Source organism: Streptomyces gottesmaniae (genome assembly GCF_031845845.1).
In the GTDB taxonomy this organism is placed as follows: domain Bacteria; phylum Actinomycetota; class Actinomycetes; order Streptomycetales; family Streptomycetaceae; genus Streptomyces; species Streptomyces akebiae.
Map to the genome: position 1 here is coordinate 1 of NZ_JAVRFJ010000057.1, position 26,234 is coordinate 26,234.

The 26,234-nt window shown below is 72.2% G+C and carries 21 protein-coding genes; 15 read left to right on the top strand and 6 right to left on the bottom strand.

Translation table 11 applies throughout. The features are described from left to right. Positions 1-749, bottom strand: a 749-nt coding sequence (locus RM704_RS41095) for a mechanosensitive ion channel family protein (protein WP_311592962.1), incomplete at its 3' end; no start/stop codon positions are given. 330 nt (positions 750-1,079) lie between these two features. Between RM704_RS41095 and RM704_RS41100 the strand changes: the two genes are divergently transcribed. The 3 genes from RM704_RS41100 (at position 1,080) to RM704_RS41110 (ending at position 5,426) form a co-directional block, all read left to right on the top strand. Beyond that, a complete protein-coding gene (locus tag RM704_RS41100; RefSeq protein WP_033530509.1) occupies positions 1,080-3,041 on the top strand; it encodes a YncE family protein in 1,962 nt (653 codons plus the stop codon). Positions 3,042-3,285: 244 nt separating this feature from the next. Further along, positions 3,286-4,011, top strand: a complete 726-nt coding sequence (locus tag RM704_RS41105) for a response regulator transcription factor (RefSeq protein ID WP_311592964.1) — start codon at positions 3,286-3,288, stop codon at positions 4,009-4,011. Continuing rightward, positions 3,999-5,426 carry a sensor histidine kinase gene (locus RM704_RS41110; RefSeq protein ID WP_311592966.1) on the top strand — a complete coding sequence of 476 codons (1,428 nt, stop codon included), beginning with the start codon at positions 3,999-4,001 and terminating at the stop codon, positions 5,424-5,426. Before RM704_RS41105 ends, RM704_RS41110 begins: the two co-directional genes overlap by 13 nt. 322 nt (positions 5,427-5,748) lie before the next feature. Here the strand turns inward: RM704_RS41110 and RM704_RS41115 are convergent, their stop codons facing one another. Together RM704_RS41115 and RM704_RS41120 are read right to left on the bottom strand one after the other, a co-directional pair. Then, complete coding sequence (locus RM704_RS41115) at positions 5,749-7,062, bottom strand: hypothetical protein (protein WP_033530510.1); 1,314 nt, start codon at positions 7,060-7,062, stop codon at positions 5,749-5,751. 206 nt (positions 7,063-7,268) lie between these two features. After that, positions 7,269-8,495, bottom strand: coding sequence for a PP2C family protein-serine/threonine phosphatase (locus RM704_RS41120; RefSeq protein WP_033530511.1), 1,227 nt, complete (start codon positions 8,493-8,495; stop codon positions 7,269-7,271). A gap of 121 nt (positions 8,496-8,616) precedes the next feature. Here RM704_RS41120 and RM704_RS41125 point away from each other — a divergent pair, with 121 nt between their 5' ends. Then, positions 8,617-9,111 (top strand): hypothetical protein, encoded by a 495-nt coding sequence (locus RM704_RS41125; RefSeq protein WP_033530512.1) that lies wholly within the window; start codon positions 8,617-8,619, stop codon positions 9,109-9,111. A 37-nt stretch (positions 9,112-9,148) separates the two neighbouring features. On the opposite strand, the gene RM704_RS41130 is transcribed toward RM704_RS41125, so the two are convergent. After that, positions 9,149-9,574, bottom strand: a complete 426-nt coding sequence (locus RM704_RS41130) for an SH3 domain-containing protein (protein ID WP_311592972.1) — start codon at positions 9,572-9,574, stop codon at positions 9,149-9,151. Positions 9,575-9,903: 329 nt separating this feature from the next. Here RM704_RS41130 and RM704_RS41135 point away from each other — a divergent pair, with 329 nt between their 5' ends. Further along, positions 9,904-10,842: a hypothetical protein gene (locus RM704_RS41135; protein WP_033530513.1), complete on the top strand. Its 939-nt coding sequence runs from the start codon at positions 9,904-9,906 to the stop codon at positions 10,840-10,842. On the opposite strand, the gene RM704_RS41140 is transcribed toward RM704_RS41135, so the two are convergent. Continuing rightward, positions 10,757-12,340, bottom strand: coding sequence for an aminotransferase-like domain-containing protein (locus tag RM704_RS41140; protein WP_033530514.1), 1,584 nt, complete (start codon positions 12,338-12,340; stop codon positions 10,757-10,759). The two genes, RM704_RS41135 and RM704_RS41140, sit on opposite strands and share 86 nt — an antisense overlap. Positions 12,341-12,499: 159 nt before the next feature. Between RM704_RS41140 and RM704_RS41145 the strand changes: the two genes are divergently transcribed. The 5 genes from RM704_RS41145 to RM704_RS41165 all read left to right on the top strand — a co-directional run bounded on the left by RM704_RS41145 (position 12,500) and on the right by RM704_RS41165 (position 17,567). Then, positions 12,500-13,291 (top strand): alpha/beta fold hydrolase, encoded by a 792-nt coding sequence (locus RM704_RS41145; RefSeq protein WP_033530515.1) that lies wholly within the window; start codon positions 12,500-12,502, stop codon positions 13,289-13,291. A gap of 138 nt (positions 13,292-13,429) precedes the next feature. Further along, complete coding sequence (locus RM704_RS41150) at positions 13,430-13,885, top strand: DUF7144 family membrane protein (RefSeq protein WP_033530516.1); 456 nt, start codon at positions 13,430-13,432, stop codon at positions 13,883-13,885. Between the two features lie 223 nt (positions 13,886-14,108). Then, positions 14,109-15,146, top strand: coding sequence for an endonuclease/exonuclease/phosphatase family protein (locus RM704_RS41155; RefSeq protein WP_033530517.1), 1,038 nt, complete (start codon positions 14,109-14,111; stop codon positions 15,144-15,146). A 57-nt stretch (positions 15,147-15,203) separates the two neighbouring features. Then, positions 15,204-17,210: an FUSC family protein gene (locus RM704_RS41160; protein ID WP_033530518.1), complete on the top strand. Its 2,007-nt coding sequence runs from the start codon at positions 15,204-15,206 to the stop codon at positions 17,208-17,210. 141 nt (positions 17,211-17,351) lie between these two features. Further along, on the top strand, positions 17,352-17,567 hold the full coding sequence (locus RM704_RS41165; RefSeq protein WP_033530519.1) for a hypothetical protein: 216 nt from the start codon (positions 17,352-17,354) through the stop codon (positions 17,565-17,567). A gap of 78 nt (positions 17,568-17,645) precedes the next feature. Here RM704_RS41165 and RM704_RS41170 read toward each other — a convergent pair whose 3' ends face one another. Beyond that, entirely contained in the window at positions 17,646-19,727 is a 2,082-nt protein-coding gene (locus RM704_RS41170; RefSeq protein ID WP_033530520.1) for a PhoX family protein, read from the bottom strand. A gap of 253 nt (positions 19,728-19,980) precedes the next feature. On the opposite strand from RM704_RS41170, the gene RM704_RS41175 reads away from it, so the two are divergent. The 5 genes from RM704_RS41175 (at position 19,981) to RM704_RS41195 (ending at position 26,143) form a co-directional block, all read left to right on the top strand. Beyond that, a complete protein-coding gene (locus RM704_RS41175) occupies positions 19,981-22,119 on the top strand; it encodes a VWA domain-containing protein (RefSeq protein ID WP_033530521.1) in 2,139 nt (712 codons plus the stop codon). A gap of 131 nt (positions 22,120-22,250) precedes the next feature. Then, positions 22,251-23,981 (top strand): methionine--tRNA ligase, encoded by a 1,731-nt coding sequence (gene metG, locus RM704_RS41180; RefSeq protein ID WP_033530522.1) that lies wholly within the window; start codon positions 22,251-22,253, stop codon positions 23,979-23,981. A gap of 126 nt (positions 23,982-24,107) precedes the next feature. Next, a complete protein-coding gene (locus RM704_RS41185) occupies positions 24,108-24,749 on the top strand; it encodes a hypothetical protein (protein ID WP_033530523.1) in 642 nt (213 codons plus the stop codon). Beyond that, on the top strand, positions 24,749-25,696 hold the full coding sequence (locus tag RM704_RS41190; protein ID WP_033530524.1) for a hypothetical protein: 948 nt from the start codon (positions 24,749-24,751) through the stop codon (positions 25,694-25,696). The genes RM704_RS41185 and RM704_RS41190 overlap by 1 nt, the downstream gene beginning before the upstream one ends. Before the next feature lie 81 nt (positions 25,697-25,777). Further along, positions 25,778-26,143, top strand: coding sequence for a PH domain-containing protein (locus RM704_RS41195; protein ID WP_033530799.1), 366 nt, complete (start codon positions 25,778-25,780; stop codon positions 26,141-26,143). Positions 26,144-26,234: the final 91 nt, after the last annotated feature.

Genomic DNA, 26,234 nt, shown 5'->3' on the forward strand with positions numbered 1-26,234 from the left:
GAGCCGGCCTGGTGGCCGATGGCCCCCTCCCGGCTCGCCCGGTACGCCGCCACGCTGCCCCGCGCCTGGACGGTCTCCCGCTCCACCGTCGTCAGCATCCGCTCCCAGCGCTGCCGCATCGGTCCGATCAGACCGCCGCCGACACCGACGACGAGGATGCCGGCGACCGTGCCGAGCGCCGCGTAGAGGACCGGCCGGGTGACGTCCTGGGCGATGCCGGCCTGGCCGAGCGCGGCGATGACGCCGAGGCCGACGACGCAGGCCCAGACGGCGGTCGCGAGAGCGCGGCCGTAGGAGAGGGAGGCGAGCGCGCCCCCGACGATCCGGCGCACCGCGCCCGCGACGGCCATCGCGACGACCACGAGGACCACGGCGACGACGGCACGCGGCAGCCAGCCCACGATGTCGCCGATCAGCGCGCTGACGGGGTTCGGACCGAAGACGCCCAGCGCGAACTGCAGGGTCATCAGCATCAGCGCGTAGTAGACGATCCGGCGGAGGATGCCGGTCAGGTCGTACGAGGAGTCCCGCAGCAGCCGAGACGTTCCGGCACGTTCGGAGAGGCGCTCGGAGCCGACCTTGCGCAGGACGCGGTCGACGACGCGGGAGACCAGTTTCGCGACGAACCAGCCGACGACCAGGATGACGAGGAACGCGACGAGTTGCGGTACGAACTGCGCGACCTTGGACCAGGCGTCGTTCAAGCCCCGGGTGAAGTCGACGGACAGGTCGACGGACAGGCTGACCATGGGTGGTTCTCCCCTTCGCGGGTACGTCGGATACGTCCCCTCCCCTTGTGGATAGCAGTGGGCCGACCGGGTGACGGCGCGCTCAGGGCCGTTCGGGTGACCGCGCGCGGGGTGCGCGGAGGGCGCGTGCGCCGGAGTGGACGTCCGTCCCGTAAATCCATTGAGTTCCCGGCCACCCCCTGTGACGCTCTTGTCAGTGGCATGACTTACTCTTCGCTCACGCGTCACGGGAGTCACACACGCGGCACAGGTCGAACACACCGGCCCCGCGCGACGGCATACGACGACGCGCCCATTTCTTTCGTTCCGGGGGGTTCGAAACCTGTGCGTATGCGCACTCTTCCGGCTGCCACCGCGCTGGCAGTCCTGTTCAGTTCGGCCGCGCTTGCGGTCGCGCCGGTGGCGTCCGCCGACACCACCCAGCCCATCGCGCTGTCGGACTGGGCGGACGACACCGTCGTCGACGGCACCCACCAGCACGTCTTCTTCTCCGACCCGTACGGCAACCGTGTCGTCGTCGCCGACTACCGGGGCGACGTCGTCGCCACGATCGCCGGTCTGACCGGCGTGCGCGACCTCGAACTGAGCCCGGACGGAAGCACGCTGTACGCCGCGCTCCCGGACGCCGACAAGATCGTCGCCATCGACACCGAGTACTTCACGCAGCGCGCGGAGTACCCGACCGGCGAGAACAGCGAGCCCTCCCGACTGGCCCTCGCCGACGGCAAGCTGTACTTCGGCTGGGGCCGCGACTGGGACTCCGGGCTCGGCGCGGTCGACCTGACCGCCGAGACGCCGACGGTGAACCTGGACCTCGCGGCCGGCCACGACTGGTCGGACCCGCCGAAGCTCTACGCCGATCCCGACAACCCGGGCACCCTGCTGGCCCTCGACGACAGCATCAGCTCCGCCCCGATCGTCGTCTACGACACCACCTCCGGCACACCGGTGATCCGCGCCTCCGCCGAGAAGGGCGGCTTCTACAAGGACGCCGTCCTCACCCCGGACGGCCAGTCGGTCGTCGTGGCGGGGCCGGGCAACAGCGCGCTGACCGAGTACCGGCTCTCCGATCTGGAGCAGGTGCGCACCTACCCGGTGCCCTCCGAGCCGCAGACGGTCTCGGTGGCCCCGGACGGCACGGTCGCGGCCACCGTCCTGGACACCGACGACACCGGTGACACCTACGTCTTCAGCGGCGGCGCGGCCCAGCCGCCCAGCGTGCGCAACCTCTCGCACAGCTGGATGCCGTTCAACGGTCACTACCTGAGCTGGTCGCACGACGGCGCCAAGCTGTTCGTGCTGAGCGGGTCGGGCGCGAACATCGAGTTCCACGCGCTCGACGAGCCCCGCAAGTACGCCGGCACGCTCACCATGAGCGCCCCGGCCACCGCCACCCGCGCCAAGCCGCTCACGGTCTCCGGCAAGCTCACCTCGGGCCTGGCGCTGCCCGCCGGCACCCCGCTCACGGTCACCCGTACCGACATGGAGTCCCCGCAGGGCAAGTCGCTCGGCACCAAGACGCTGGGCACCGGCGGCAAGTTCTCCTTCACGGACACCCCGCCGGCCGGCGGCAAGGTCACCTACAAGGTGTCGTACGCGGGCGACGCGCAGCACACCGCCGCGTCCGCCTCCCGCTCCGTCGAGGTCTCCCGGGCGACGCCCGCGCTGACGCTGGACAAGAACCGCAAGACCTACGCGTACGGCGCGGACGTGAAGTTCACCGCGCACCTCGGCACGACCTACAAGAACCGCAAGGTCGAGATCTGGGCCGACCCCTACGGCTCGGACCGGCCGAACAAGCTGGTGAAGTCGGGGACGGTGAACTCCAGCGGCAACCTGTCGGTCACCGTCGACCTCAAGCGTGACACCAAGCTCTCGGTGAAGTTCGCGGGCGACGCGCGCTACAAGGCGAGGACGGTCACCAACACCGTCTACACCAAGGTCGCCATCGCGTCGTCGATCTCGGGCCACTACACGACCCGGACGGCCTGGGGCCAGAAGTACCACTACATCCGCAAGTCCAAGGACCCGGTCCTGAAGACCACGATGTCGTACTACCCGGACCGCAAGCAGCGGCTCCAGCTGCAGTTCCACTACGACGGCGCCTGGCGGGACTGGGGCAGCGAGTACTTCCCCCTCGGCACCGCGGGCAAGTCCGACGTGACCCTCACCGGCACGCCGACCACCAACGTCCGCCTCCGCTTCCGCTCGGAGTACCACGACACGACGTCCGGCGACAACGTCAACACCACGACGTACGGGGCCTGGAAGTACTTCATCTACACCAGTTAGCACGCAGGTCGCCCCCGGCCGGGGGCGACCTCCCCACCCGGTGGCCCGCGACGTCGGACGTCGCGGGCCACCGGTGTGTCACGACGGCGGACGTGCCGGCGGTGCGCCGTCGGCGAGTCGTGGGGAAGGGGGCGTTCCGCATGGTCTCGAAAGGGCTCTCCCTTACCTGCGGGTATGTGTGACGATACGACCCTGTTCGAACTTGAGACCTCAACTTGGGGTCACGGTCGCAAAGGAACAGGACATGACCACGCCTGTGCCCTCCGCCTCTTCAACAGCCCCGCCCGCCGGTTCGGCGGGGCGACTGCTCGTCGTGGACGACGAGGAGGGGATCCGCTCCATGCTGACCATGGCCATGGAGTTCCTCGGCCATCAGGTGACCGCCGCCGCGACGGGACGCCAGGCGCTGCAGGCCGTCACCCGGTACGACCCCGATCTGATCCTCCTCGACGTCAACCTCCCCGACCTCAGCGGTTTCGAGGTCTGCCGGACCCTGCGCGACCGGGGCAACGCGGTGCCCGTGCTGTTCCTCACCGGCCTCGGCGGCGTCGACGACCGGGTGCGCGGCCTGGACATGGGCGGGGACGACTTCGTGACGAAGCCGTTCGAGCTGAAGGAGGTCGCCGCCCGGGTCCGGGCCCTGCTGCGCCGGGCCGGTGGCGGCCACCCCGACCGCAACCGCCTCCGCGCCGGCGCGGTCCAGCTCGACGCCGACGCCCACCAGGTCTGGGCCGACGGCCGCCCCGTCGACCTCACCACCACCGAGTTCGCCCTCCTGCGCTACCTCATGGAGAACCCCGGCCGCGTCCTGTCCCGGCGCCAGATCCAGGAACGCGTCTGGAACCACCGCGACGAGGGCTCCGGTGTCGTGGACACGTACATCTACTACCTGCGCCGCAAACTGGGCGAGCCGGGCCAGTCCCTCATACGAACGGTCAGAGGAGTGGGCTACCAACTGTGCGCCGACTGAACGACTTCAGTGGGTTCACCGGACTGGGGGAGAACATCCGGGCGGTCGGGCTGCTCGCGTCGGACGACACGCGCTCCCGTCCCCTCCCCGGGCGTCCCCTGCCTCCAGTCGAGCAGCCGATCCGCCCCCACCGCACCGGCCGACGCACCGTCGGCTTCTGGCTGATCGCCACCATCGCCACCCTGGGCGCCGTCGCCGCGCTCTCCGCCCACACCCTCGCCCACCACCTCACGGCCCGCACCGACCAGGAGATCACGAGAGCCAGCGGCTTCGACGGCGCGGTCGCCCTCGTCGGCCCCGGGAAGCAGGGGGCCACTCCGGACGCGTCGGCAGCGTCGACGGCGTCCTCCCCTTCGGTCGTCTCCCCGGTCCCGCCCCTCGACGAGAACGGTCTCGTCCTCGTCCTCGACGAGAAGGGGAAGGTCGTCGAGCGCCATCCCGGGTCCGCCGGCCTGCCCGCGTTCCCGGCGCTCACGCCCGCCCGGCTGAAGGCGTACGCGGCCCGGTCCACACCCTCGGCGTTCGGGGAGAGCTACCGCGCGAAGGTGGTGCGCACGACGGGGACCGGCCGCAATCACGAGGGCGGCTACGTCGTCACCGCCAGGTCCACCGCCGACGACCGGAAGGCGGTCGCCCACCTGCTCCAGGTCGAGACGGCCGCCGCGCTCCCCCTCCTGGCCACCGTCCTGATCGGCGCCCGCCGCCTCGGTCGCCGTGAGGTCAGGGAACGGCAGGACACCGAACGGCGGCTGCGCGAGTTCATGGCGGCCGCCGGGCACGAACTGCGCAACCCGCTCACCACGATCTCCGGTTACGCCGAACTCGCCCGGGTCGGCGACCCCGCGTACGAACCGATGCGGCAGGAGGCGCTCGGCCGGATCACCACGGAGGTCGGCCGGATGGGCACGCTCATCGACGAGTTGGTGCTGCTGACCCGCCTGGACCTCGGCCAGCCCCTCCGACTGACCTGCGTGGACCTGGCCCAGCTGTGCCGCGACGCGGTCTCCGCCGCCCGTGCCTGCCACCCCGACCGTCCCGTACGGCTGTTGCTGGCCCCCGGCGACCACACGGTCACCGGTGACCCGTTGCGGCTGCACCAGCTGGTCGCCAATCTGCTGGCCAACGCCCGCGTGCACACGCCACCGGGAACGACGACCACGCTGGGGCTCGGCACGGAGGACGGTCACCGGGTGATCGAGGTGCTGGACGACGGCCCCGGCATCCCCGACGAACTCCGCGCCCGGCTCTTCGACCCCTTCGTACGCGGGGACGAGACGCGGGCCGGCGGCAGCGGGCTCGGCCTCAGCATCGTGTCGGCGATCGCGACGGCCCACGGGGGTGTGGTCACGCTCCAACCGTCCGAGCCGTCGCACCGGGGGGCCTGGTTCAGGGTCCGTATCCCGGCGCCGTGGTGAGCCGCCCGGCATAGCCCAACGGTTGTGAAAGGAGGAGGACTTTGCCAACGGATGGGGAGTTTCTGATCGACCTCTGATCCGGCCCCGATCCGTTCCGGAGCGACGACCGCTTAAGTGATCATCGTGCGGCGTCCACCGTGTGTACACACGGTGTGACCTCGTACAACTCCCCCTCCGAGGTCGGCCCGGTACTCGCCCTGATCGACGGCTCATCGATCTACGACGAACGGAACGACGGCTCATCGACCGGCTCGGCCTACCGGGCGAGTGCCGGGCCGACCTCATCCAGTGCCACGACAGGCAACGTCACCCCGTCGCGGCACTAGGCGGGCTGCCGCCGCAGTTCGGCCAGATGCTGCCGGGCGTGCTCCAGGGCACCGGCGCGACGTCCCGGAACCCGCTCACGCAACTCCACGAAGTCGACGCCGAGTTCATGGGCGCGCACAGTGTCCGTGATCAGCCCCCACTGATGGTGCGCCCGGTCGACCGCGGCCTCGACCGCCGGGTCCCGGGCCGGCCGCCCCGCCGCCAGCCGCGCCCGCGCGACCCCCATCCAGGCCTCACAGCTGCCCGCCGGGTCGCCCGCGAACATGGCCAGGTCCGCCCGCACCTCCCGCCAGTGCAACACCTCCTCCGACCCGTCCCCGAACTCCCGCAGGGCGTCCTGCTCCCACCGAGCGGCCAGAGCGTCGGCCTCGGCATGCCGCCCCGCCCCGACGGCCACGCTGATGGCGCCGTGCGGATCGACGACGGCCGCCTCATGCGCCGGGGGCACGGTCGATCCGGCCGCCGAGGGTCCGGGCAGGGCGTTCGGCGGCACCGGGGCGGTGGGGAAGCCCGTCGCGGGCGCGAGCTGCGGCGCGGGTGGGCCGTGCGGCACGGGTGGGACCGGAAGGTGGCTCCGGGGAGCCGCGGGCCGAGCCCCCTGGGAACGGGACGGGGAAGGGGTGGGGGCGGCGGGGGCGGCGGGAGCGGGGCCTCCGAGCGTGGCACCGGGCGCCGGGCCCGTGGCGTCGTAGGAGATCACCAGGTCGCCGTAACCGCCTGTCCGGGCGAGCACCTGCTCGTGCAGCACCGCCGGCTCCGGCCGCTGCCCACTGCGCAGTATCGTCGCCAACGCCTTCATGTACCCCGGCACGGCCACCCCCCGCCGCACCCCTCCGACCGGCGGCGCGACCCGCCCGTACACACTCACCCCCGGCCCGAGCGCGGGCGGCCGCCCGGCCAGTTGCTGCCACACCTCCGCGTCGGCGTGCAGATCGACGAACAGCGTCGTGGAACCGGGCGTCCGCAGCCTCAGCTCCTCCACGATCCAGTGCCAGGGGAACGCGGTGTACCGGACGGTCGCCGGTGTCGTACGCGCCAGCGCCAGATGCACGAGCCGCTGCTTGCGGTCGAGTTGCAGCTGCCCGGCGAGATACACGGTGAGCGGACCGGGCGCGGTGGCCGCCGCGCGCAACCGCGTCAGGACGGCCTGCGGCTCCAGCGGATCGGCCAGCTCCACGACGTTCGCCGTCCCCGTGCCGGACAGCACCTCGGGCGTGACGGCCGCCAGCACGGGAAGCACGGAGGCCGCGTCCACCAGGCATCCCTTGCCCATGGGCGAGGCCGCGAGCAGCAGCACCGTTCCGGGCATCGTTCCCTCCCCATCGACTCGCCGTCACCGGTCGTCGCCGGTCGGTCGTCACCGGTCATCGACACCCGCCGGCCTCCCGGCCGACTCCCCGTCGATCACCCGCACCAGCCAGCACGGTAACCGCTGCGCGTGCAAAGGGGGAAAGGAGCAGGGCAGGAGCACGCAGGAGACGGGCCCGTGCAGGGCCGGGAGCGCGGCGGGAGCGCTCACTCCGGGGCGCTCGGCGCCCGCCGCACCGGCTCCGACGCCCGCCGCACCGCGAAGATCGTCGTGTCGTCGTCGAGGACCCCGCCGGTGTGGGCGAGGACGCCGTCCCGGACGAGGCGGACCAGGGACTCGGGGTCGAGGGCGGGCGTACCGGCGGCGAGGGCGCGGGTGAGGTACTCGCGGAGCGGGAAGAAGACACCGCGACCGTCACGCGCCTCCGTCACCCCGTCCGTGACCAGGAGCAACGTCTCGTCGGCGGCGAGCCGCACGGTGACCGTCCGGGGTCCCCGCGGCGCCAACTCGGCCAGCCCCAGCGGCAGTCCGTCCCGCAGGGGGAGGAAGCGCACGCTGCGGGGGGAGAGCAGCAACGGGGGTTCGTGGCCGAAGTTGACGATGCCCACGGTGAGGGTGTCGAGCCCCGTGAGGTCCGGGCCCCAGTCGGTGCGCTCGCTGCGCAGTTCGGGGAAGTCCAGCAGGACGGCGGTGGCGAAGCGTTCGGCGTCCGCGCGGCCGACGTGCGCGCAGTAGCGCACATGGCGGACCATACGCGTCTCCAGCCGCTCGGCCACAGTGTCCGGTTCGGCCTCGTAGTAGGCGGCCTCGCGGAACGTGCCCAGCAGCACGGAGGCCGCCTCCACCGCCCCGAGCCCCTTGCCCTGGACGTCGCCGATGACGACGCGCGTGCCGTGAGGGCTGGGCTGGATGTCGTAGAAGTCGCCGCCGACGCGGGCCGTGCTGTCGGCGGCGAGGTAGATCTCGGCGTGGTCCAGGCCGCCGACGTCCGGCGGGAGCTGGCGCAGCAGGATACGGCGGGTGGTGTCGACGACGGCCCGCATGTGCCGCATCCGCTCCTCGCCGCGCAGCCGTACCGCGCAGGCCAGCACGGACAGAACCCCGCCGAGGGCGACGAGGATGAAATCGGGCAGGCCGGTGCGCTCCTCGGGGGACCAGGAGTGGTCGCCCACGGCGTACATGAACAGCGCGAGGGCCGCATACAGCGCCGTCGTCCACACCCCGCAGACCGCGGCGGCCGTGCCCGGGACGAGCACCAGCCAGGAGATGACCCGGAAGTCGCCGCCGGTGATCCAGTCGAGCACCGGTACGGCGAGCAGCACGACGAGCGGCGGCAGCCAGGCGACGTTCCGCCCGCGGATCCGCAGCGGCTGCTGCCGCGCGACGGGGTCCGGCTCCCGGCGCCCGAGCGGCACCGGCATCCGCATCCGCATGCCCCACAGCGAAACACGCCCCCACACTCCCCGCATCCCGACTTGCCAGCGGCCCTCCCCAGGTGTGCTCTGGTAGACGGGGCGGAGAGTGGCGGGGGAGGGAAGAGAGAGGAGTGCTCCCATGGCTCATTCGGCACCCACTCCGGGACGGCGGGTGACTCCGGGCATGCCCTCGGCCCCGGGCCGTCCCTCGGCCCCGGGCAGGTCGGCGGAGCCGGCCACACCCGATGTCTTCAGTGAGCGCACCCACAGGCTCGCGAGCCGGATCCTGCCCGTGGCCCTCGGCCTCGTCTACGGCTACTGGGCCGCGGCGATCAACCGCGACGCCGGCCCCATCACCGGCTGGAACGTCCTCTTCGGCTTCGTGACCGCGTTCGTGTTCGCGGCGCTCTACCTCGCCGTACAGACCGTGGCTCCCCGCCTGCGGCGCGAACCGCACGCCCTCCTCTGGGCCTCCTTCGCCGGCTGCGCCTTCGGCTTCCTCTACAGCCAGGCCCCCCAGCACACCGTGGTGCGCTCGACGATCATGGCCCTCGCCGTCGCGGCGGCCGTCTTCGCGGCGGCCTTCTACCGCTACTACACCCACGAGGACGCGACGGGCCACCGCACGCGCTGACCGGTCGGCCCGGCGCGCCCGGTCCTCCCGCTTCCTCTCACTCCTCCTCCCACTCCCAGGTACCGGAGGCCGTGAAGGTCCACGTGAACGAGACGGACCCGGAACCGTTCCCGTGCCCGTCCCGGCAGGGATCGCAGTCCTTCCAGTTCGGGCACGGGTCCGTGCAGTTGGGCACCGAGTGGCCGTGCGTGTCGACGTACGCCGCGCTCACCCAGCCGCGGGCGTCCCCGAGCCAGTACCAGTGCGGGTCGCCGAACACCTTCTGGCCTCGGACCTCGCAGTCGACGGTGGCGTGGCTGCCGGGCGCGAGGGAGCCCACGACGCGGGAGTGCGTGGTCGGCTGTTCGCGGAGGTTGAGGTCACCGCGGGCGACGATCGTGCCCCGCACGGAGTCGTCGGAGCCCCGGTCGGCGTGGCCGGAGTGGGCCGCCGCCGTCGTCCCGAGCGCCGACACCGCGAGCACACCACCGGTGATCCCGGCCGCGACGAAGGTCCGCAGGGCCGAAGTGGCCGGGCAACACGAGGAAATGCACGAGGAATTGTCAGAACTCGGAGTACGCGGATCGCTACGCATGCCTTGCCTCCTCGACGCCCCCTTCGCCACCCCCTGTCATTCTTCCTCCAGGTAACACCCGTTCGAGTGAGTGCTCCACCGGAGAGGACCGGCGCCGCCGGTCGGACGTGCCGACGGGGCAAGGGCCCCTCCCCGTTCGGCTTGTCCTCGGGGGCCATTCGCAGTCACGTGGGGCGGGAGCGCTCGCGAGGTCGTGGGCGGGGGTCTTGCCTGGAGGGGTGTCCCACCCTGCCCGTGGCGCCCTGTCCGCCGTACTGACCGCGCTCGCCTGCCTGCTCACGCCGGTGGGCGCGCTGGCCGCGTGGGCGACGTACGAACTCGCGGACCGGACGCGGTACGAGGCGGTCATGGCGCCGCTGGCCACCGACCCGGACGTACGGGAGGCGCTCGCGGACGCGGTCGCCTCGGGAATTCTGCGCGAGGTGCGGGTGGGGCCGCCCCTGCGGCGTCCGGTACGGGAGTTCACGCACGACGCGGCGCGCTCCTTCACCCAGACCGAGGCGTTCCGCACGGCGTGGCACATGGTGAACCGGGCGGCGCACGACGCGGTGCTGAAGGCGGTGCGCGCGGAGGACGCGGACGGCGGGGGCGCGCGCGGGCCCGGCGTCGGCGGCGCGCGGGCGGTGACGCTCGACCTCGCGCCGGTCGCCGAGCGCGTCAAACGTCAACTCGTGCGCGACCACGTGCCGTTCGCCCATCGCATCCCGCTCGCGCACACCCGGGTCGAGGTGTTGTCGGCCGCGGAACTGGTCCAGCTTCGAAAGGGGTATCGCGTGCTCGAAATCGCCGCGTTCTGGCTTCCGGTCGGTGCTCTCGCGCTGGCCGCCGGTGGTGTACTCGTCGCGACGCAGCGCCGTCGGGCCGTCTGCGCGACGGGTCTCGGCGCGGCGCTCGGCGGCGCGCTGCTCGGCGTCGCCGTGGCCCTCGGGCGCCACCTCACGCTCGCCGATCTGCCCCCGGACGTCTCCCCGGCAGCCGCCGGCGCCGTCTACGACGCCCTCACCGCCACCCTGCGCACGGTGACCTGGGGGCTGGTGCTCCTCGGCACGACCGTGGCGGCGACCGCCTGGCTCACGGGCCACCTCGTGCGACATCGGCGAGCGTCCGCAACGCCCCCGCCAACACCGACGGAGGAACCGACGCGAGCCCAAGCCTGACGCAGTCGGCGGCGGAAGCCGCGGGCTCCTCCGGCCGCTTCGACCGCGGGCGCTCGTGCCACTGGGGCGGCACGAGCGAACGCGGCGGCACCCGGTCGGCACCGGCGAACGCCTCCGCCCCCCGCCCAGCCACCGGACCACCGAGGGCCGGCCTCCACCCCGCACCTGCCACCGGGCCGCCGGCAGCCGGCCCCCGCCCCACCCCCGCGACGCTGAACGCCGACCCCGGGGTCACCGCCACACCCCGCTCGGCCGCCGCCGCGCAGAACGTGTCCGCTCGCCAGGGCTCGGGCAGCTCCCACCACGCGTAGTAGGCCCGTGCGTCCCCCCGCACGGCGAACCCCGCGAGGTGTTCGGCGACCAGCCGCTGCCGGGCCGCCGCGTCGGCCCGCTTCGCCGCGACCAGCCGCCCGACCGTCCCGTCCCCGATCCACCGCACCCCCGCCTCCAAGGCGAACCGCCCCGCCACCCAGCCTCCCGACCGCAGCGCGTCCGCCGCCCCCTCGATGCGCCCCTCCGGCACCACCAGGAAGCCGACGGTCAGCCCCGGCGCCACCCGCTTGGACAGCCCGTCCACGACGAACACCCGCTCCGGCGCGTACGCGGCCAACGGCGGCAGCGCCCCCGCACCACCGACTCCGCCACCGCCACCGCCGTTCCGGCTCGCCTCCCCGCCCCCGTCGGCGCCCGCGTCCCCATCCGCCAGGAACGACCAGATCCGGTCCTCGACCACCGGGAGATCCAACTCACGCACCACACGCGCGAGTTCGGCCCGGCGCCCCGCGCCCATCGTCACGGACGTCGGATTGTGCAGCGTCGGCTGCGCGTACACCGCCGACAGCGGCGCCGCCCGGTGCGCGGCGGCCACGGCCTCCGGGCGGAGCCCCTCCCCGTCCGTGGCGAGCGGCACCAGGGTCACCCCCAGCCGCCCGGCGATCTCCTTGACCAGCGGATACGTCAGGGACTCGACGCCGACGCGTCCGCCGGGCCGTACGAGGTGGGCGAGGGCGGCGGCGATGGCCTGGCGGGCGTTCCCGGCGAAGAGGAACCGTCTCGGATCCGGGCGCCAGCCGGCCGTGGCGAGCAACCCGGCCGCCGCCTCGCGCGCCGCGGCCGTACCGGTCGCCGGGGCCGTGCGCAGCGCGTCCGTCAGCACGTCCGGCCGCAGCAACGGCGCCAGCCCGGTGGCCAGCAGCTCCGACTGGCCCGGCACCGAGGGGTAGTTGAGCTCCAGGTTCACCGGCGCCGAGCCCGCCGGTTCGGCCAGCGCCCGCCCCGTCGACGCCGCCGGTGCCGCCCGGACGAACGTCCCGCGCCCGACCTCTCCCACCACCAGACCGCGCCGCACCAGCTCCGCGTACACGCGCCCGGCGGTCGACCCGGCGATCCCCCGCCGCCGCGCGAACACCCGCTGCGGCGGCAGCCGGTCACCGGGCTTCATCCGCCCGGTGACGATGTCCTCCGCGATGCGATCGGCGATACGCCGGTAGTCGGCCACGACTCTCCCTCTCCCTCGTCTTCTTCCTCTCCCACCGCTGCGTCCTGCCGCTCTCGTCGCCTCTGTGTCCCGCCTCTCCGTCTTCGCCCCGCCACCACATTGCACCGAGGGCAAAGATCTTATTGCACCGAGGAGTTGGGGCACCCTAGGGTCGATGCCATGACCACCTTCCTCGCATACGAGGACAAAGGGGGAACCGGCCCCGCAGGCCGGCCTGCCCGTCTCCCTCTCGTCCTCGTCCACGGCCACCCCTTCGACCGCACGATGTGGGACCCGCAGATCACCGAGTTCTCCGCCACCCGTCGCGTCATCGCCCCCGATCTGCGCGGCTACGGGCGGTCCCCCGTCGTCCCGGGCATCACCCCGCTGTCCACCTTCGCCGATGACATCGCGGCACTCCTGGACGACCTGGGGGTCCCGGAGTTCGTCCTCGGGGGACTCTCCATGGGCGGCCAGATCGCGATGGAGTGCTACCGCCTGTTCCCGCACCGCGTCCGCGGTCTCCTCCTCGCCGACACCTTCCCGGCCGCCGAGACCGAGGAGGGTGGACGGACCCGGAACGCCATGGCCGACCGGCTGCTGCGCGAGGGCATGACGGGGTACGCCGACGAGGTGCTGTTCAAGATGGTCGCGCCTTACGCCAAGGCGGAGGTCGCGGCCCGGGTGCGCCGCATGATGACGGGCAGCGACCCCGAGGGCGCCGCCGCGGCCCTGCGCGGCCGGGCCGAGCGCCCCGACTACCGCGAGCTGCTCACCCGCGTCACCGTGCCGGCGCTGGTCGTCGTGGGCGCCGACGACGAGTACACCTCGGTCTCCGACGCCGAGGCCATGCACGCCGCCCTCCCGGACTCCACCCTCCACGTCGTCGACGGCGCCGCCCACCTGCCGAACCTGGAGCGCCCGGACGAGTTCAACAAGGTGCTCGGGGCCTTCCTGGCCCGCCTGGACTGAGCCGCGCCCCGCTTCCCCGTCCCGGGCCTCCCACTCCCCCCACCTCCCGGTTTCACCCGTTCGGCCTACACCGGGTGCGGCCGTCCCCCTGCCGCGTGAGCATGCGGGTGAGCTGTCCATCCTCAGGAGGAGGCCCTCATGGCCCAGCACAGCACCGCACCACGCTCGAACGCCACATCGCAGGAGACGTCGATATCCCACCGGGGGGCCCGCTCGGAGTGGGCCCACGGCGGGATGGTCTTCGCCGGTGTCCTGATGATGGTCATCGGCGTCATGGGCATCCTCAACGGCATCGCCGGGATCGCCACGGACGACGTGTACACGAACATCGGCAGCTACGTCTTCGAGTTCAGCCTCACCACCTGGGGCTGGATCCACCTGGTGATCGGTGTCGGCGTCCTGGCCACCGGGTGGGGCGTCATCCAGGGCCACGACTGGGCTCGCGCGGTGGGGATCGCCCTGACCTCGCTGTTCGCCATCGAGTACTTCATGTTCCTGCCGTACGCGCCCGTCTGGTCGCTCATCTGCATCGGCATCGCGGTCTTCGTGATGTGGTCCCTGGCGACCTCCCCGGAGCCGACGCGCACCAGGTGAACGCCCGCCGGGTCCCCTCACCCCCGGAAAGCGAAGCCGCGGCCACCCCCGGCTTCGCTTTCCGGCCCGTGGGCCGTCGTCCTCCAGGGGCGCGTCGCCGCCGCCCTCCAGGGGCGCGGGGATCGCGCGAGATCCCCGACCTGAGCCGCGCCCGTCCACGCAACCTTCCCCCCGGCCGACCCGTCCTTAAGAGGACCGCGAACAACAGCGAAAGGCACCGGCCGTGGAGAGCGCGACCATCGAGCGGCCGGACCCGACCCCGGAACCCGCACCGGCAGCCGAACCGACCCCGCGCAAGCGGCACCGCGGCAAGGCCTTCCTCGCCACCCTGCTCCTCCTGGGCGTCACCCTCGTCGTCGGCTCCCGCGCCGCCGACATCGACGCCTTCACCCCGGTCCCCCAACTCCTCGCGTTCCTGCCCTGGCTCCTCGCCCCCACCGCCCTCGCCCTCCTCCTCGCGCTCCTCTCCCGCCGCTGGATCGGCCTGACCTGGGGCGTGGTGCTCCTCGGCGTCCTCGCCTGGTACATCGAGCCGTACGGCAAGGCGAGCGAGCCGAACGGGCCGGTGCTCGCCGAGGTGCGGGTGCTGACGTCGAACGTGCAGTTCGGCCGCGGCACCGACGCCCTCGTCAAGGCCGTACGCCGCGACCGCCCCGACATCGTCTTCGTCGAGGAGTGCGAACTCACCTGCTCGGCCAAGCTCCGCGACACGCTCGGCGATCTGAGCGGCCGGACCCCGGACTACCCGCACCGCCGGTCCGTCGAGGGCTACGGCTCCACCGGCTCCGTCATCCTCAGCCGGTACCCGCTGAAGTCCGCCGACCCGATCCCCGGCTCGATGGGCATGCCGGGCGCCGTCGCCGACGTCGAGGGCCACCCCGTACGGCTGCAGCTGGCGCACCCGATGCCGCCGCTGCCGGGACAGCTGGACACCTGGCGGCGGGAGCTCGGCGCGCTGCGCGCGTACGCGGCGAAGGACGCCCGGACACCCACCATCCTGGCCGGGGACTTCAACGCCACCCAGGACCACGCGGCCTTCCGCGCGATCCTCGACACGGGGATGAGTGACGCCGCCCGGCTGACCGGACAGGACCGCAGGCCGACCTGGCCCTCCCCGACGACCCCGAGGATCGGCGTCCAGATCGACCACGTCCTCGTCTCCGAGGAGGACTTCTCCGCCCGCGAGGTCCGCTTCCGGAAGCTGTCAGGCACCGACCACAACGCCGTCACCGTGGACCTCGCGCTGCATCGGCGCGGGTGAACCAAAGGGTCACACACGCCCCACGGAAACCCCGATCACCCCCGCGATAATGGGCGCATGCCCCGCACGCTCCCCATCGGCCTCGCTCCGCCCGACTGGCTGGTGCGGAACCTCCGGCCCCAGCCCGCACCGGTCAACCGGCCGGCCGTCGCGCGCGCGGCGATCGCGCTGACGCTGCCCCTCGTGCTCGGCCTCGCCGCCGGCCGGCCCGAGTACGGCGCGCTCGCCTCCATGGGCGCCCTCTCGGGCGTCATCAGCGACACGGCGGCCGCGTACCGGATGCGGCTGCTGAACATCGCGATCCCCCAGCTGTTCGCCGCCGCGGGCATCACGCTCGGTTCGCTGGTGTACGGGCAGGGCTGGATCACCGTCGGGGTCCTCACCGGGGTCGCGCTCGTCTCCGGGATGATCTCGTCGATCGGCGCCGTGGCCTCCGTGTCGGGGCTCCTCCTGCTGCTCAACTCGGTGATCGGCGCGGGGCTGCCGATGCCGGGCCAGTGGTGGCTGGCCCCGCTGCTGCTGACCGGAGGCGGCTTCCTCGTCCTCGTCCTGGCCCTGCTCGCCTGGCCCCTCCGGGCGGGCGTGCCGGAACGGGCCGCGGTCGCCGACACCTACCGCAAGGTCGCGGACCTCCTCGCCACCATGACACCGGACACCCGGGCCGCCGCGGGGCCCCCGGGCTCTCCGGGCTCTCCGGGCTCTCCGGACGACGGCAAGGACACCTACGAGGACGCGCGGGTGCTGGTCACCCAGTCCCTCAACCAGTCCTACGACCTGGTCCTCGCCCGCCGCGCCCGCCACCACGGCCGCAGTCCCGAACTCGTACGCCTGCTGGCCCAGTTGAACGCGATCACGCCGCTGGTGGAGGCGGCCCCCGCGGTACGGCTGTCCGGCCGGCCGCTGCCCGCCGAGATCCCGGTCGCCGTACGGCATCTCGCGGAGGCCGTGGAGACGGGGTACTCGGGGCCGCTCGGACTGCGCCTGCCGGAGCCCGGGAGCGAGATCGGGCGGGCGGTCGACCAGGCGCTGCGGCACGCCGCCGACGTCGCCGCCGAGAAGTCGCCGGACGCGCTGAAGAAGGCCGGCGACCGCGCGGGCCGCCCCGCGCCGCTGGGCGTGCGGGCCGTCCGGGTCGCCCGGAACGTCGCCCTCTCCGGCACCTCCTGGCGCTACGGCCTGCGCCTCGCGCTGTGCGTCGGCATCGCCCAGGCCCTGGTGTCGCTCGTTCCCGTGCCCCGCTCGTACTGGGTGGCGCTGACCATCACCTTCGTCCTGAAGCCGGACTTCGGGTCGGTGTTCTCCCGGGCGCTGCTGCGGGCGCTCGGCACGGTCGTGGGTCTTGTGGTCGCCGCCGGGATCCTCACCGAGGTGCCGCGCGGCTGGTGGGACGTGCCGGTGATGCTGCTCCTCGCACCGCTCATCCCGGTGTTCACGCCCCGGGGCTACGGCTATCAGACGGCCGCCATCACCCCGGTGATCCTGCTGCTCTCGGACACCCTCAACCACCAGGGCAGCGACCTGCTCGTCCCGCGTCTCGTCGACTCCCTCATGGGCTGCGCGATCGCCCTCGTCGCGGGCTATCTGCTCTGGCCGGAGAGCTGGCACGCCCGGGTGGGCGACCGGCTCGCGGACGCCGTCGCCGACACGGCCGCGTACGTCGAACGCGCCTTCGGGCAGACCCCGGCGGACCCCGCCGACCGGGCCCGGACGCGCCGCCGCCTCTATCGCGACCTCTCCACCATCCGTACGGAGTTCCAGCGCGCCCTGACCGAACCGCCACCCGTCGGCCGACGCGCCGCCGCCTGGTGGCCGCTGGTCGTGGCGGTCGAGCGGATCGTGGACACGACGACGGCCGCGCGGGTCCGGATCAAACAGGGCGCGGAACCGCCGTCTGCCGCCGAGGTCGAGCAAGTGGCCCTGCAACTGCGGGAGTTGGCGGACGGACTCCGCAAGACGGACACCCTCTACGAGGTCCGCTCCGACCTCAGCGGACCGCCGGGCAGCGTGCTGGAGCCGCTCCGCCAGGAGGTGGCGGCGGCCCGGACGATCACGTCACCCCGCTGAGCCCCGGTCTCTCCAGGTCAACCCGGCGCAGGGCGCTGAATCGTTACGTCATCCCCGCACGGGTGACTGAGGGCGAATGCGCAGCTGAAAAGCAGTCATGATCAATCCTGTTCAACCGCCCTACCTATAAGGGGATTTTTCATGCATCGCACCGCGACCGTCCTGCTCGGAACCCTCGCCCTCGCCGGTGCCATGGCACCGGCCGCCCACGCGATCCCGGACCCGGTCGGGACCGTCACCTGCATCGCCGAGAGCCCGGCCGCCGTGACGGAGCTCGTCGACCCGGCCGCGCTCCTCGACCCGACCGCCCTGCTGGACCCGGCCGCCGCCCCGGGCGTCAGCTGCCTGGCTCCCTGAGCCCCGCTCGCGCGAGAACGTGCGGGCCGCCCCTCCGACAGGAGGGGCGGCCCGCATCCGTGTGTGCGCCGGTGTCGCTCAGACGCCGATGTCGCAGCCGTCCGCACGCCACACCGCGACGACCGCCGGGCGGACGTACGTGCCCGCGCCGTCGGGCCAGGTGCTCTTCGGGCTCTCGACCGTGGCCCCGTCGAGCTCGCCCGGGTGCTGGACGGCGACCAGGACGCGGCGGTCCTGGATGATCGGGCCGCAGGTCTCGGCACCCCTCGGGACGGTGAGGAACTGCTTCAGCTCACCACGGCGCTCCCCCTTGGTCGCCACGCCGAACAGTCCGTCGTGCGAGCCGAGCTGGGCGCCGTCGGTGGAGATCCACAGGTTGCCGTACCGGTCGAAGGCGACGTTGTCCGGGCAGGAGATCGGGGAGACGTCGTCCTTCGGGAAGCCGGCGAAGTAGGTCGCCGGGTCGTTCGGGTCGCCCGCGACGAGGAAGAGCAGCCAGGCGAACTTCGTGCTCTCGGGCCGGTTCCAGCGCTCGGTGAGCTCCAGCACCTGGCCGTGCTTGTTGGCGTGGCGCGGGTTGGCCTCGTCCGCCTTGGGGTTGGAGCCGACACCTCGGTTGGAGTTGTTGGTGAGGGCGACGTAGACCTTGCCGGTGACCGGGTTGGGCTCGATGTCCTCGGGCCGGTCCATCTTGGTGGCGCCGACCTTGTCACCGGCGAGCCGGGTGAAGACGAAGACCTCGTCGGCCGTCATCCCGTCCACGTGCGAGACGGCGCCCTTGGCGGTGGCGGTGGCCAGCGGGATCCACTCGCCGCTGCCGTCGAACTCACCGTCGGCCGGCAGCTTGCCCGTGCCGTCGATCTCGATGGCGGGGGAGTCGCCGGTGAGCTTGGCGACGTACAGCGTGCCCTCGTCGAGGAGCGAGAGGTTGTGCTCGCGGACGGCGCGGCTCGACCCCTTCTTCATCCGCTTGCTGCTGACGAACTTGTAGAAGTAGTCGAAGCGCTCGTCGTCACCGGAGTAGACGACGGGACGGCCGTCGGCGGTGAGCCGGATGGTCGCGGCCTCGTGCTTGAAGCGGCCGAGCGCGGTGTGCTTGCGCGGGGTGGAGGTCGGGTCGTACGGGTCGAACTCGACGACGTACCCGAAGCGGTGCACCTCGTTCGGCTCCTGGGCCACGTCGAACCGCTTGTCGAACCGCTCCCACTTGCGCTCGCTGGCGCCCGTGCCGATGCCGTACCGCTTGTCGGTCGGACGGCTGCTGTTGGCGAAGTACTGGTTGAAGTTCTCCTCGCCGTGCAGCGTGGTGCCCCAGGGGGTGGTGCCGCCGGAGCAGTTGTTGAGCGTGCCGAGGACCTTGCGGCCGGTCGGGTCGGCGGAGGTCTTGAGCAGGTCGGAACCGGCGGCGGGGCCGGTGAGCCGGAACTCGGTCGTCGCCGTGACCCGGCGGTTGAGGTGGTGGCGGGGCACGGCGGTGAGCTTGCCGGTGCGCCGGTCCTCCTCCACGACCACGGCGGCCAGGCCGTGCGCCGCCCAGGCGACCTCGACCTGGTCGCGGGTCGGGTTGGCGGCGTCGTAGCCGCGGAACATGAGCACCTCGTCGGTGTACTCGTGGTTCGCGACGAGCAGCTGTCGGCCGCGCTCACCCGGGAGCGGGAGCAGGGCGAGGAAGTCGCAGTTGTACCCGAACTGGCCGGCCTGGGCCTTGGCCGTCTGGTTCTCCGGGTCGAAGGCGGGGGCACCGCGCAGGATGGGCTCGCCCCAGCGGATGACGACGTTCTGCTTGTACCCGTCGGGGACGGTCACGGCGTCGGCGGTGTTCGGCGCGACGGAGGTGTAGCGCAGACCGCGGGCGGCCTTGGGCCGGGTCTTGGAACCGGCGGCTCCGGCCGACCCTGCGGCGTCCGCCGACGTGGCCGCGGCGGCGGGCCGGGCGGTGCCGAGCGAGACGGCCGTACCGGCCGCGCCGGCCACGGAGACGACGGCGGCGGCCCTCATCACCGAGCGACGGCTGAGCGCGCTCGCGATCACGTCGCCCACGTACTCGTTGGCACTGGTGTTCGGTACCTCGTGGAAGCAGGCGTCGCCACAGCGGAAGCGACAGGTCAGGGCGGAACGGCCGCCGGGATGCGAGCCGATCATGGGCAGCAGCTTGCGCACAGCGCGCTCCTCGATGCTCTTATGTGTCTTTTTGGTGTGAGCGCGACGCTAGGGGGGCGTGTGTTCGAGAACGGGGACGTGAGGTGAACGGGGAGTGAACCTGCGGCAGTTGAGGCGGTATTGACAGCGCGGGGTGGCGGGGATAGTGAAAGGCCCCCGCCCCACCCCAAGATCGCCACGCCCGGCCGCTAACCTTACGTGTCCGTCCTGGCCAGGGATTGACGGGCTTCAACTCACCCGAAGGGTTGCGCACATGGGCATTCTCTCTCTCCTGCGGAATGCGTTCAGCCGCTCACGCAAGGGGCGCGACACGGTTCCTTCGCAGGAGGCGGAGCGGGATTCCGCACCGGAGGACACCTCCGCGGCGGCGGCCGAGGGGGCCACCACGCAGCAGGCCGCCGAGCCGAGGGTCCCGGCCCCGGCGACCGAGCCCGCGACCACGACCACGACCACCACGACCTCCTCCGTCGCCGACGAACTCGTCTCCGCGGCCTTCGACAACGTGACGGTCCCGAAGCCGCGGGGCGGCGAGACCGCCGAGGGGAAGCCGGAGACACCGGAGGCTGAGGCGGACAGTACGGCCGGGGCCGCGCCGAAGACTGAGGCGTCGACCGAGGTCACGCCGAAGGCTGAGGCTGTGGCTGAGGCTGAGGTGACGGCCGAGGCGAAGACGGAGCCACCAGCGGCCGAGGCGGAAACCGGGGCGGATACCGAGGTCAGAGTGCCGACCGAGGCGGAGAACCCGGTGGTCGAGGCCGAGCCGAAGCCGGTCTCGGAGACCACCGGCGAGGCGAAGGAAGCTGCTGCGCCGATCGAAGAAGCGAAGGCGGAGGAGAAGGCGGAGGAGAAGACGGAGGCGGAAACCGTCGTCGAGCCCGCGCCGGTCGTCGACGGCGAGCCCGCCACGGCTGAGGTGCAGGCTGAGGCCGACACGAAGGGCGCCGCCGACGAGGCGTCGACCGCCCCGGTCGCCGAAGCCGCGCCCGAGCCGGAGCCCGAGGCGGCGGACTCCGCCCCGGAGCCGAAGACGGACGCCGAGCCGGAGCCGGTCGTGGAAGCGGCGCCCGAGGCCACCGAGGCGACTGCCGAGGAAGCCGTAGCGGAGGCCGAGCCCGAGGCTGCGGCCAAGGACGCTGCACCGGCCGAGCCGAAGGCCACGGAGGAGCCGAAGGCGGACGCCGAGCCGGAGCCGGTCGTGGAAGCGGCGCCCGAGGCCACCGAGGCGACTGCCGAGGAAGCCGTAGCGGAGGCCGAGCCCGAGGCTGCGGCCAAGGACGCAGCACCGGCCGAGCCGAAGGCCACGGAGGAGCCGAAGACGGACGCCGAGCCGGACCCCGTCGTCGAGGCCGAGCCCGAGGCCACCAAGGCGACCGCCGAGGAGCCCGTAGCGGAGGCCGAGCCGGAGGCCACGGAGGAGCCGGAGGCTGCCACCGAGCCCGCCCCGGAGCCCGAAGCCGCCCCGGAGCCGGCCGCCGGCACCGAGCCGGAAGCCACCCCGGAGCCGCACGTCACCCCCGAACCGGTCGCCGCCGAGCCGGCCGCCACCCCCGAACCCGCGGCCGCCGAACCGGTCGCCCCCGAGCCCGCCGAGCCCTCCGAGACCCCGGACCTCGTCCGCGTGGCCGATGAAGCCACCCCCGAAGCCGCGGTCGCCGACGGCGCGGATGCCCCACAGGTGGCACCCGCGGCCGACGACGAAAGCGGTACGGGTGGTGCGGGTGGGAAGACGGACGCGGCCGACGGCGCAGCCGAGGCCGTCCCCGCCGGCCTCCGCACCGCCTACACCACCGCCCACGACGTACTCGCCAAGCAGAACCTCACCACCGCCCGCGCCAAGGTCTACCTCGTCCTCGACAGGTCCGCCTCCATGCGCGGCTACTACAAGGACGGCTCCGCCCAGGCCCTCGGTGAGCAGACGCTCGCCCTCGCCGCCCACCTCGACCCCGAGCAGCCCCCCACCGTCCCCGTCGTCTTCTTCTCCACGGAGCTGGACGGCACCGGCGAGCTCACCCTCGACGCGTTCGACAACAAGGTCGACGACCTGCACGCCGGCCTCGGCCGCATGGGCCGTACCAGCTACCACGTGGCCGTCGAGGAGGTCCTCGCCCAGCACCAGAAGGCGACACCCGGCACCCCCGCCCTCGTCGTCTTCCAGACCGACGGCGCCCCGGACGCCAAGACCCCGGCGAACCAGGCGCTCGCGGACGCCGCGAAGAACCACCCGGCCGTCCACTTCGCGTTCGTCGCGTTCGGCGACCCGGAGAACAAGGCCTTCGACTACCTCCGGAAGCTGAAGACGCCCAACACGTCCCACTTCCTGGCCGGCGAGACCCCCCGCGAACTGACGGACGCCGAGGTCTACGAGGGCATCCTGTCCACCTGGCGCCCGTAGCCCCGGCGCCGCCCGCACAGCTCGTCCCGTGCCGTCCGCCTCCCACCCGTCAAAACGGGAGGCGGGCGGCACACCCATGTCGGCTAGGATTTCAAGACTCACGAAAACGACCGACCTGGGAGCATCCCCCGATGGCTCGACACCTCATCACCAGCGCCCTTCCGTACATCAACGGGATCAAGCACCTGGGCAACATGGTGGGGTCCATGCTCCCGGCGGACGTGTACTCCCGGTACCTCCGCCAGCGCGGTCACGACGTGCTGTACATCTGCGCGACGGACGAGCACGGCACCCCCGCCGAGCTGGCCGCCAAGGAGCAGGGTCTCCCGGTCGACGCGTTCTGCGCCCAGGCGCACGACGCGCAGAAGGCCGTCTACGACGGCTTCGCGCTCGCCTTCGACTACTTCGGCCGCAGCTCCAGCCCGCAGAACGTCGAGATCACCCAGCACTTCGCGCGCCGGCTCAAGGAGAACGGCTTCATCGAGGAGCGGGCGATCCGCCAGGTCTACTCCCCGACCGACGGCCGCTTCCTCCCGGACCGCTACGTCGAGGGCACCTGCCCGCACTGCGGCTACGACAAGGCCCGCGGCGACCAGTGCGAGAACTGCACCCGCGTCCTGGACCCGACCGACCTGATCGACCCGCGCAGCGCCATCTCCGGCTCCACCGACCTGGAGGTCCGCGAGACCAAGCACCTCTTCCTCCTGCAGTCCAAGCTGCAGCACGAGGTCGAGGCCTGGGTCGCGGCCCACGAGGAGGAGTGGCCGCACCTGTCGTCCTCCATCGCCCGCAAGTGGCTGAACGAGGGCCTGCACGACCGCGCCATCACCCGTGACCTGGACTGGGGCGTGCCGGTCCCGGCCGACACCTGGCCGGAGCTGGCGGCCGAGGGCAAGGTCTTCTACGTCTGGTTCGACGCCCCGATCGAGTACATCGGCGCGACGAAGGAGTGGTCGGACGCCGCCCCGGACGGCGAGACGCGGGACTGGAAGTCCTGGTGGTACGACGCCGACTCCGGCGACGCCCCCGTGCGCTACACGCAGTTCATGGCGAAGGACAACGTCCCCTTCCACACGGTGATGTTCCCGGCCACCGAGCTGGGCATCCGCGAGCCGTGGAAGAAGGTCGACTACGTCAAGTCCTTCAACTGGCTGACGTACTACGGCGGAAAGTTCTCCACGTCGCAGAAGCGCGGTGTCTTCACCGACCAGGCCCTGGAGATCCTCCCGGCCGACTACTGGCGCTACTTCCTCATCGCCAACGCCCCGGAGTCCGACGACTCGTCCTTCACCTGGGAGCACTTCACCGCCACGGTCAACAAGGACCTCGCCGACACCCTCGGCAACTTCGTCAACCGCGTGCTGTCCTTCTCGAAGAAGCGGTTCGGCGAGGAGGTCCCGGCGGGCAGCCCGGCCGGCGAGGCGGAGGCGAAGCTGGGCGAGCAGATCGCCGAACTGCTCGCCGAGTACGAGGGGCACATGGAGTCCCTGCAGTTCCGCAAGGCGGCCGCGGCCCTGCGCGCCCTGTGGTCCGCGGGCAACTCCTACCTGGAGGAGAAGGCCCCCTGGCTGGAGATCAAGACCGACCAGGAGGCCGCGGCCCTCACCCTCCGCACGGCCATGAACCTCATCCACCTCTACTCGGTGGTCTCCGAGCCCTTCATCCCGGCGTCCTCGGCCGCGATGCGCGCCGCGTTCACCCTCGAGGACGACACGGCGACCTGGGTCACGGCAGCCGAGGCCAAGGCCCTCGACTCCGTCCCGCCCGGCACCCCGTTCACCGTCCCCCCGGTCCTCTTCGCCAAGCTGACGGAGGACGACCTGGAGGCGTACAAGGAGCGCTTCGGCGGCGAGCCGGCGTAGCTCCCGGGCTTCGAAACAGGGGACCGAGGACGCCAAGGTGCGTCACCGGTCCCCTGTGACGTCCCGTTTCGGCGCCCGACGTAATCGGGGCGCGCTACGGGTGCCGGATGCGGAACACTTCGCCGGGTGATCGTGATGCAGCCCGTCCTGGAGATGGACGCACCTGACGGCTTCGACCTCTGGCCCGTCGCCGAGATCGCGTCGTTCACCTTTCTGCCTCTCAGCGGTGAGCTCTCGCCCGCCGAGGTAGGGACGGCCGTGATGCGCATCGCCGGCTGCAACGACATCGACTCCGACGGCGATCGGCCGCCCCATCCGGCCGACGCGCTCGACTCGTTCCTGCACGGACTGCTGACGTTCGACGACCTCTTCGCGGCCGGCGGTCTGCGGGTCACCGACAACTCCACAGGCGTCGCCTTCCTGCCCGGTTGCTGCGACGGGCTGGAGGACTGGCGCGCATGGCACCGGTTCGTCGACGACGGCATCCTGCTCGGCTTCGGCCACGCCCCCGTGTCACCGGTCGCGGAGCGCTTCGGCGACACCGTCCGGCTCACTGTCAACGCCGAGCAGAGCGACAGTCCGGTGATCCAGCTGTCCGTCGCCGAGCTCCGCGACCTGCTCGCCGGTGCCGAGCGCGACCTGGCCGACTTCCTGGCGCTGGCAGCCGACTGGGCCTCCAGACACCTGCCCGGCCACCGCACTCCCGTCACAGCCGCCCTCGCCCGCGTTCTCGATCTTCCCGCACCGGCCACGCCGCAGGAGCCGTGATGGCAGCGGCCGAGATACAGAGGGTCTGGAAGCCGTCTGTGACCGAACGCTGGGCGGGACGACGCCCGCTGTGGTGGACCGTCGGCCCGACGGGGGAGCTGGCTGTTCTGCTCGTCCATCGCCAGTACCTGCGCCGAAGCCGCTACGTGAAGGGTTGGGTGGGATGGCGTCCGCAGGTCCCCTTCGACGCGGTGCTCGTGATGCGCCAGGCCGACGGATCGCTTCGACGTAGGACGATCAAGGACGTCCCGGTCAGTCCGAGCCACATCGGTCTTCTCCCGGAGTCCCGACTCCTCCTGGCAAGCGGTCGAGCGGGCAAGGAGGAGTCGGGAGCGTGGAGCCCGAACGCAGTGGTGTTCTCTCTGGAAAGTGGTGACCAAGAGGCCGCCTTCTGCATCGGCGACGACATCCCCGCTCTGGTGACCGATCGCGGGGGATCGATCTGGACGGCTTACGGAGACGAGGGGATCTACGGAGGACATCCGGAGTCTGTGGCCGGTCTGGCCGGCTGGAGTGCCGGAGGTCAGGCGATCTGGGCCCCGAGAGGGCGCCTTCCCGACTGGCCTTTGGAGGGATGCACCGCTGCCACCGAGGGGGACCGGGTCTGGCTCGTCTGGTATTCCGGCAGTCGGCGGGGAGGCACGTTCTTGACGCGGATCACCCCGTCGACGGGCGAGGTGACCAGTTGGCCCAGCCCCGTACGTGACCCGGATGGGTTCGCCGTGCACGGCCGTCGAGCGGTCCTGACCAAGCGCGTACACAACCAGCGGTCGACGGAAGTGGTGCGAGCCGAGCTGGATGGTGGTGCCTGGAGGGTGACCGAGCGACACAGGATGCGAGTGCCCGGGCGGGTGGTCCTGCGTTGCGGCCAGGGTCGTGACGGCTTCCTGTGGCTGCGCGCAGGCGACATGTGGCTTCGTATCGCAGCCACACCCACCGAAGCCTGACGGCGTGTGTTCCGGTGCGCCTGGCACTCGAACCGTAGGCGGCTCGCAACCCGGGACGTCCTCGTGGGCGTCTCCCAGGGCATGGCACTGTTCGGAAACGCGCACACCGTCGATCCCGGCAAGGCCCAGCAGGACTACGGACGTCTGCTCGGGCACGGGGAGCAGGTTCACGCCGCGTTCCTGCTGATCCGCGACACCATCCTGTTCACCGACCGCCGTCTGATCCTGATCGACAAGCAGGGGCTCACCGGCAAGAAGGTGGAGTACCACTCCGTCCCGTACCGCAGCATCACGCACTTCGCGGTCGAGACGGCCGGTCACTTCGACCTCGACGCCGAGCTGAAGATCTGGCTGTCCGGCAGCCACCAACCGATCGAGAAGACCTTCACCAAGGGTGTGGACATCTACGAGGTCCAGGCGATCCTCACGCAGTTCGTGGCCCGGTAGGGCCACCGGCGTGCCCGCGGACCCCCGTGCCGCGGGCACGGTGACGTCGCCCGGCCGTCGGAGAAGGACGGCCGGGCGACGTCACGTGGGT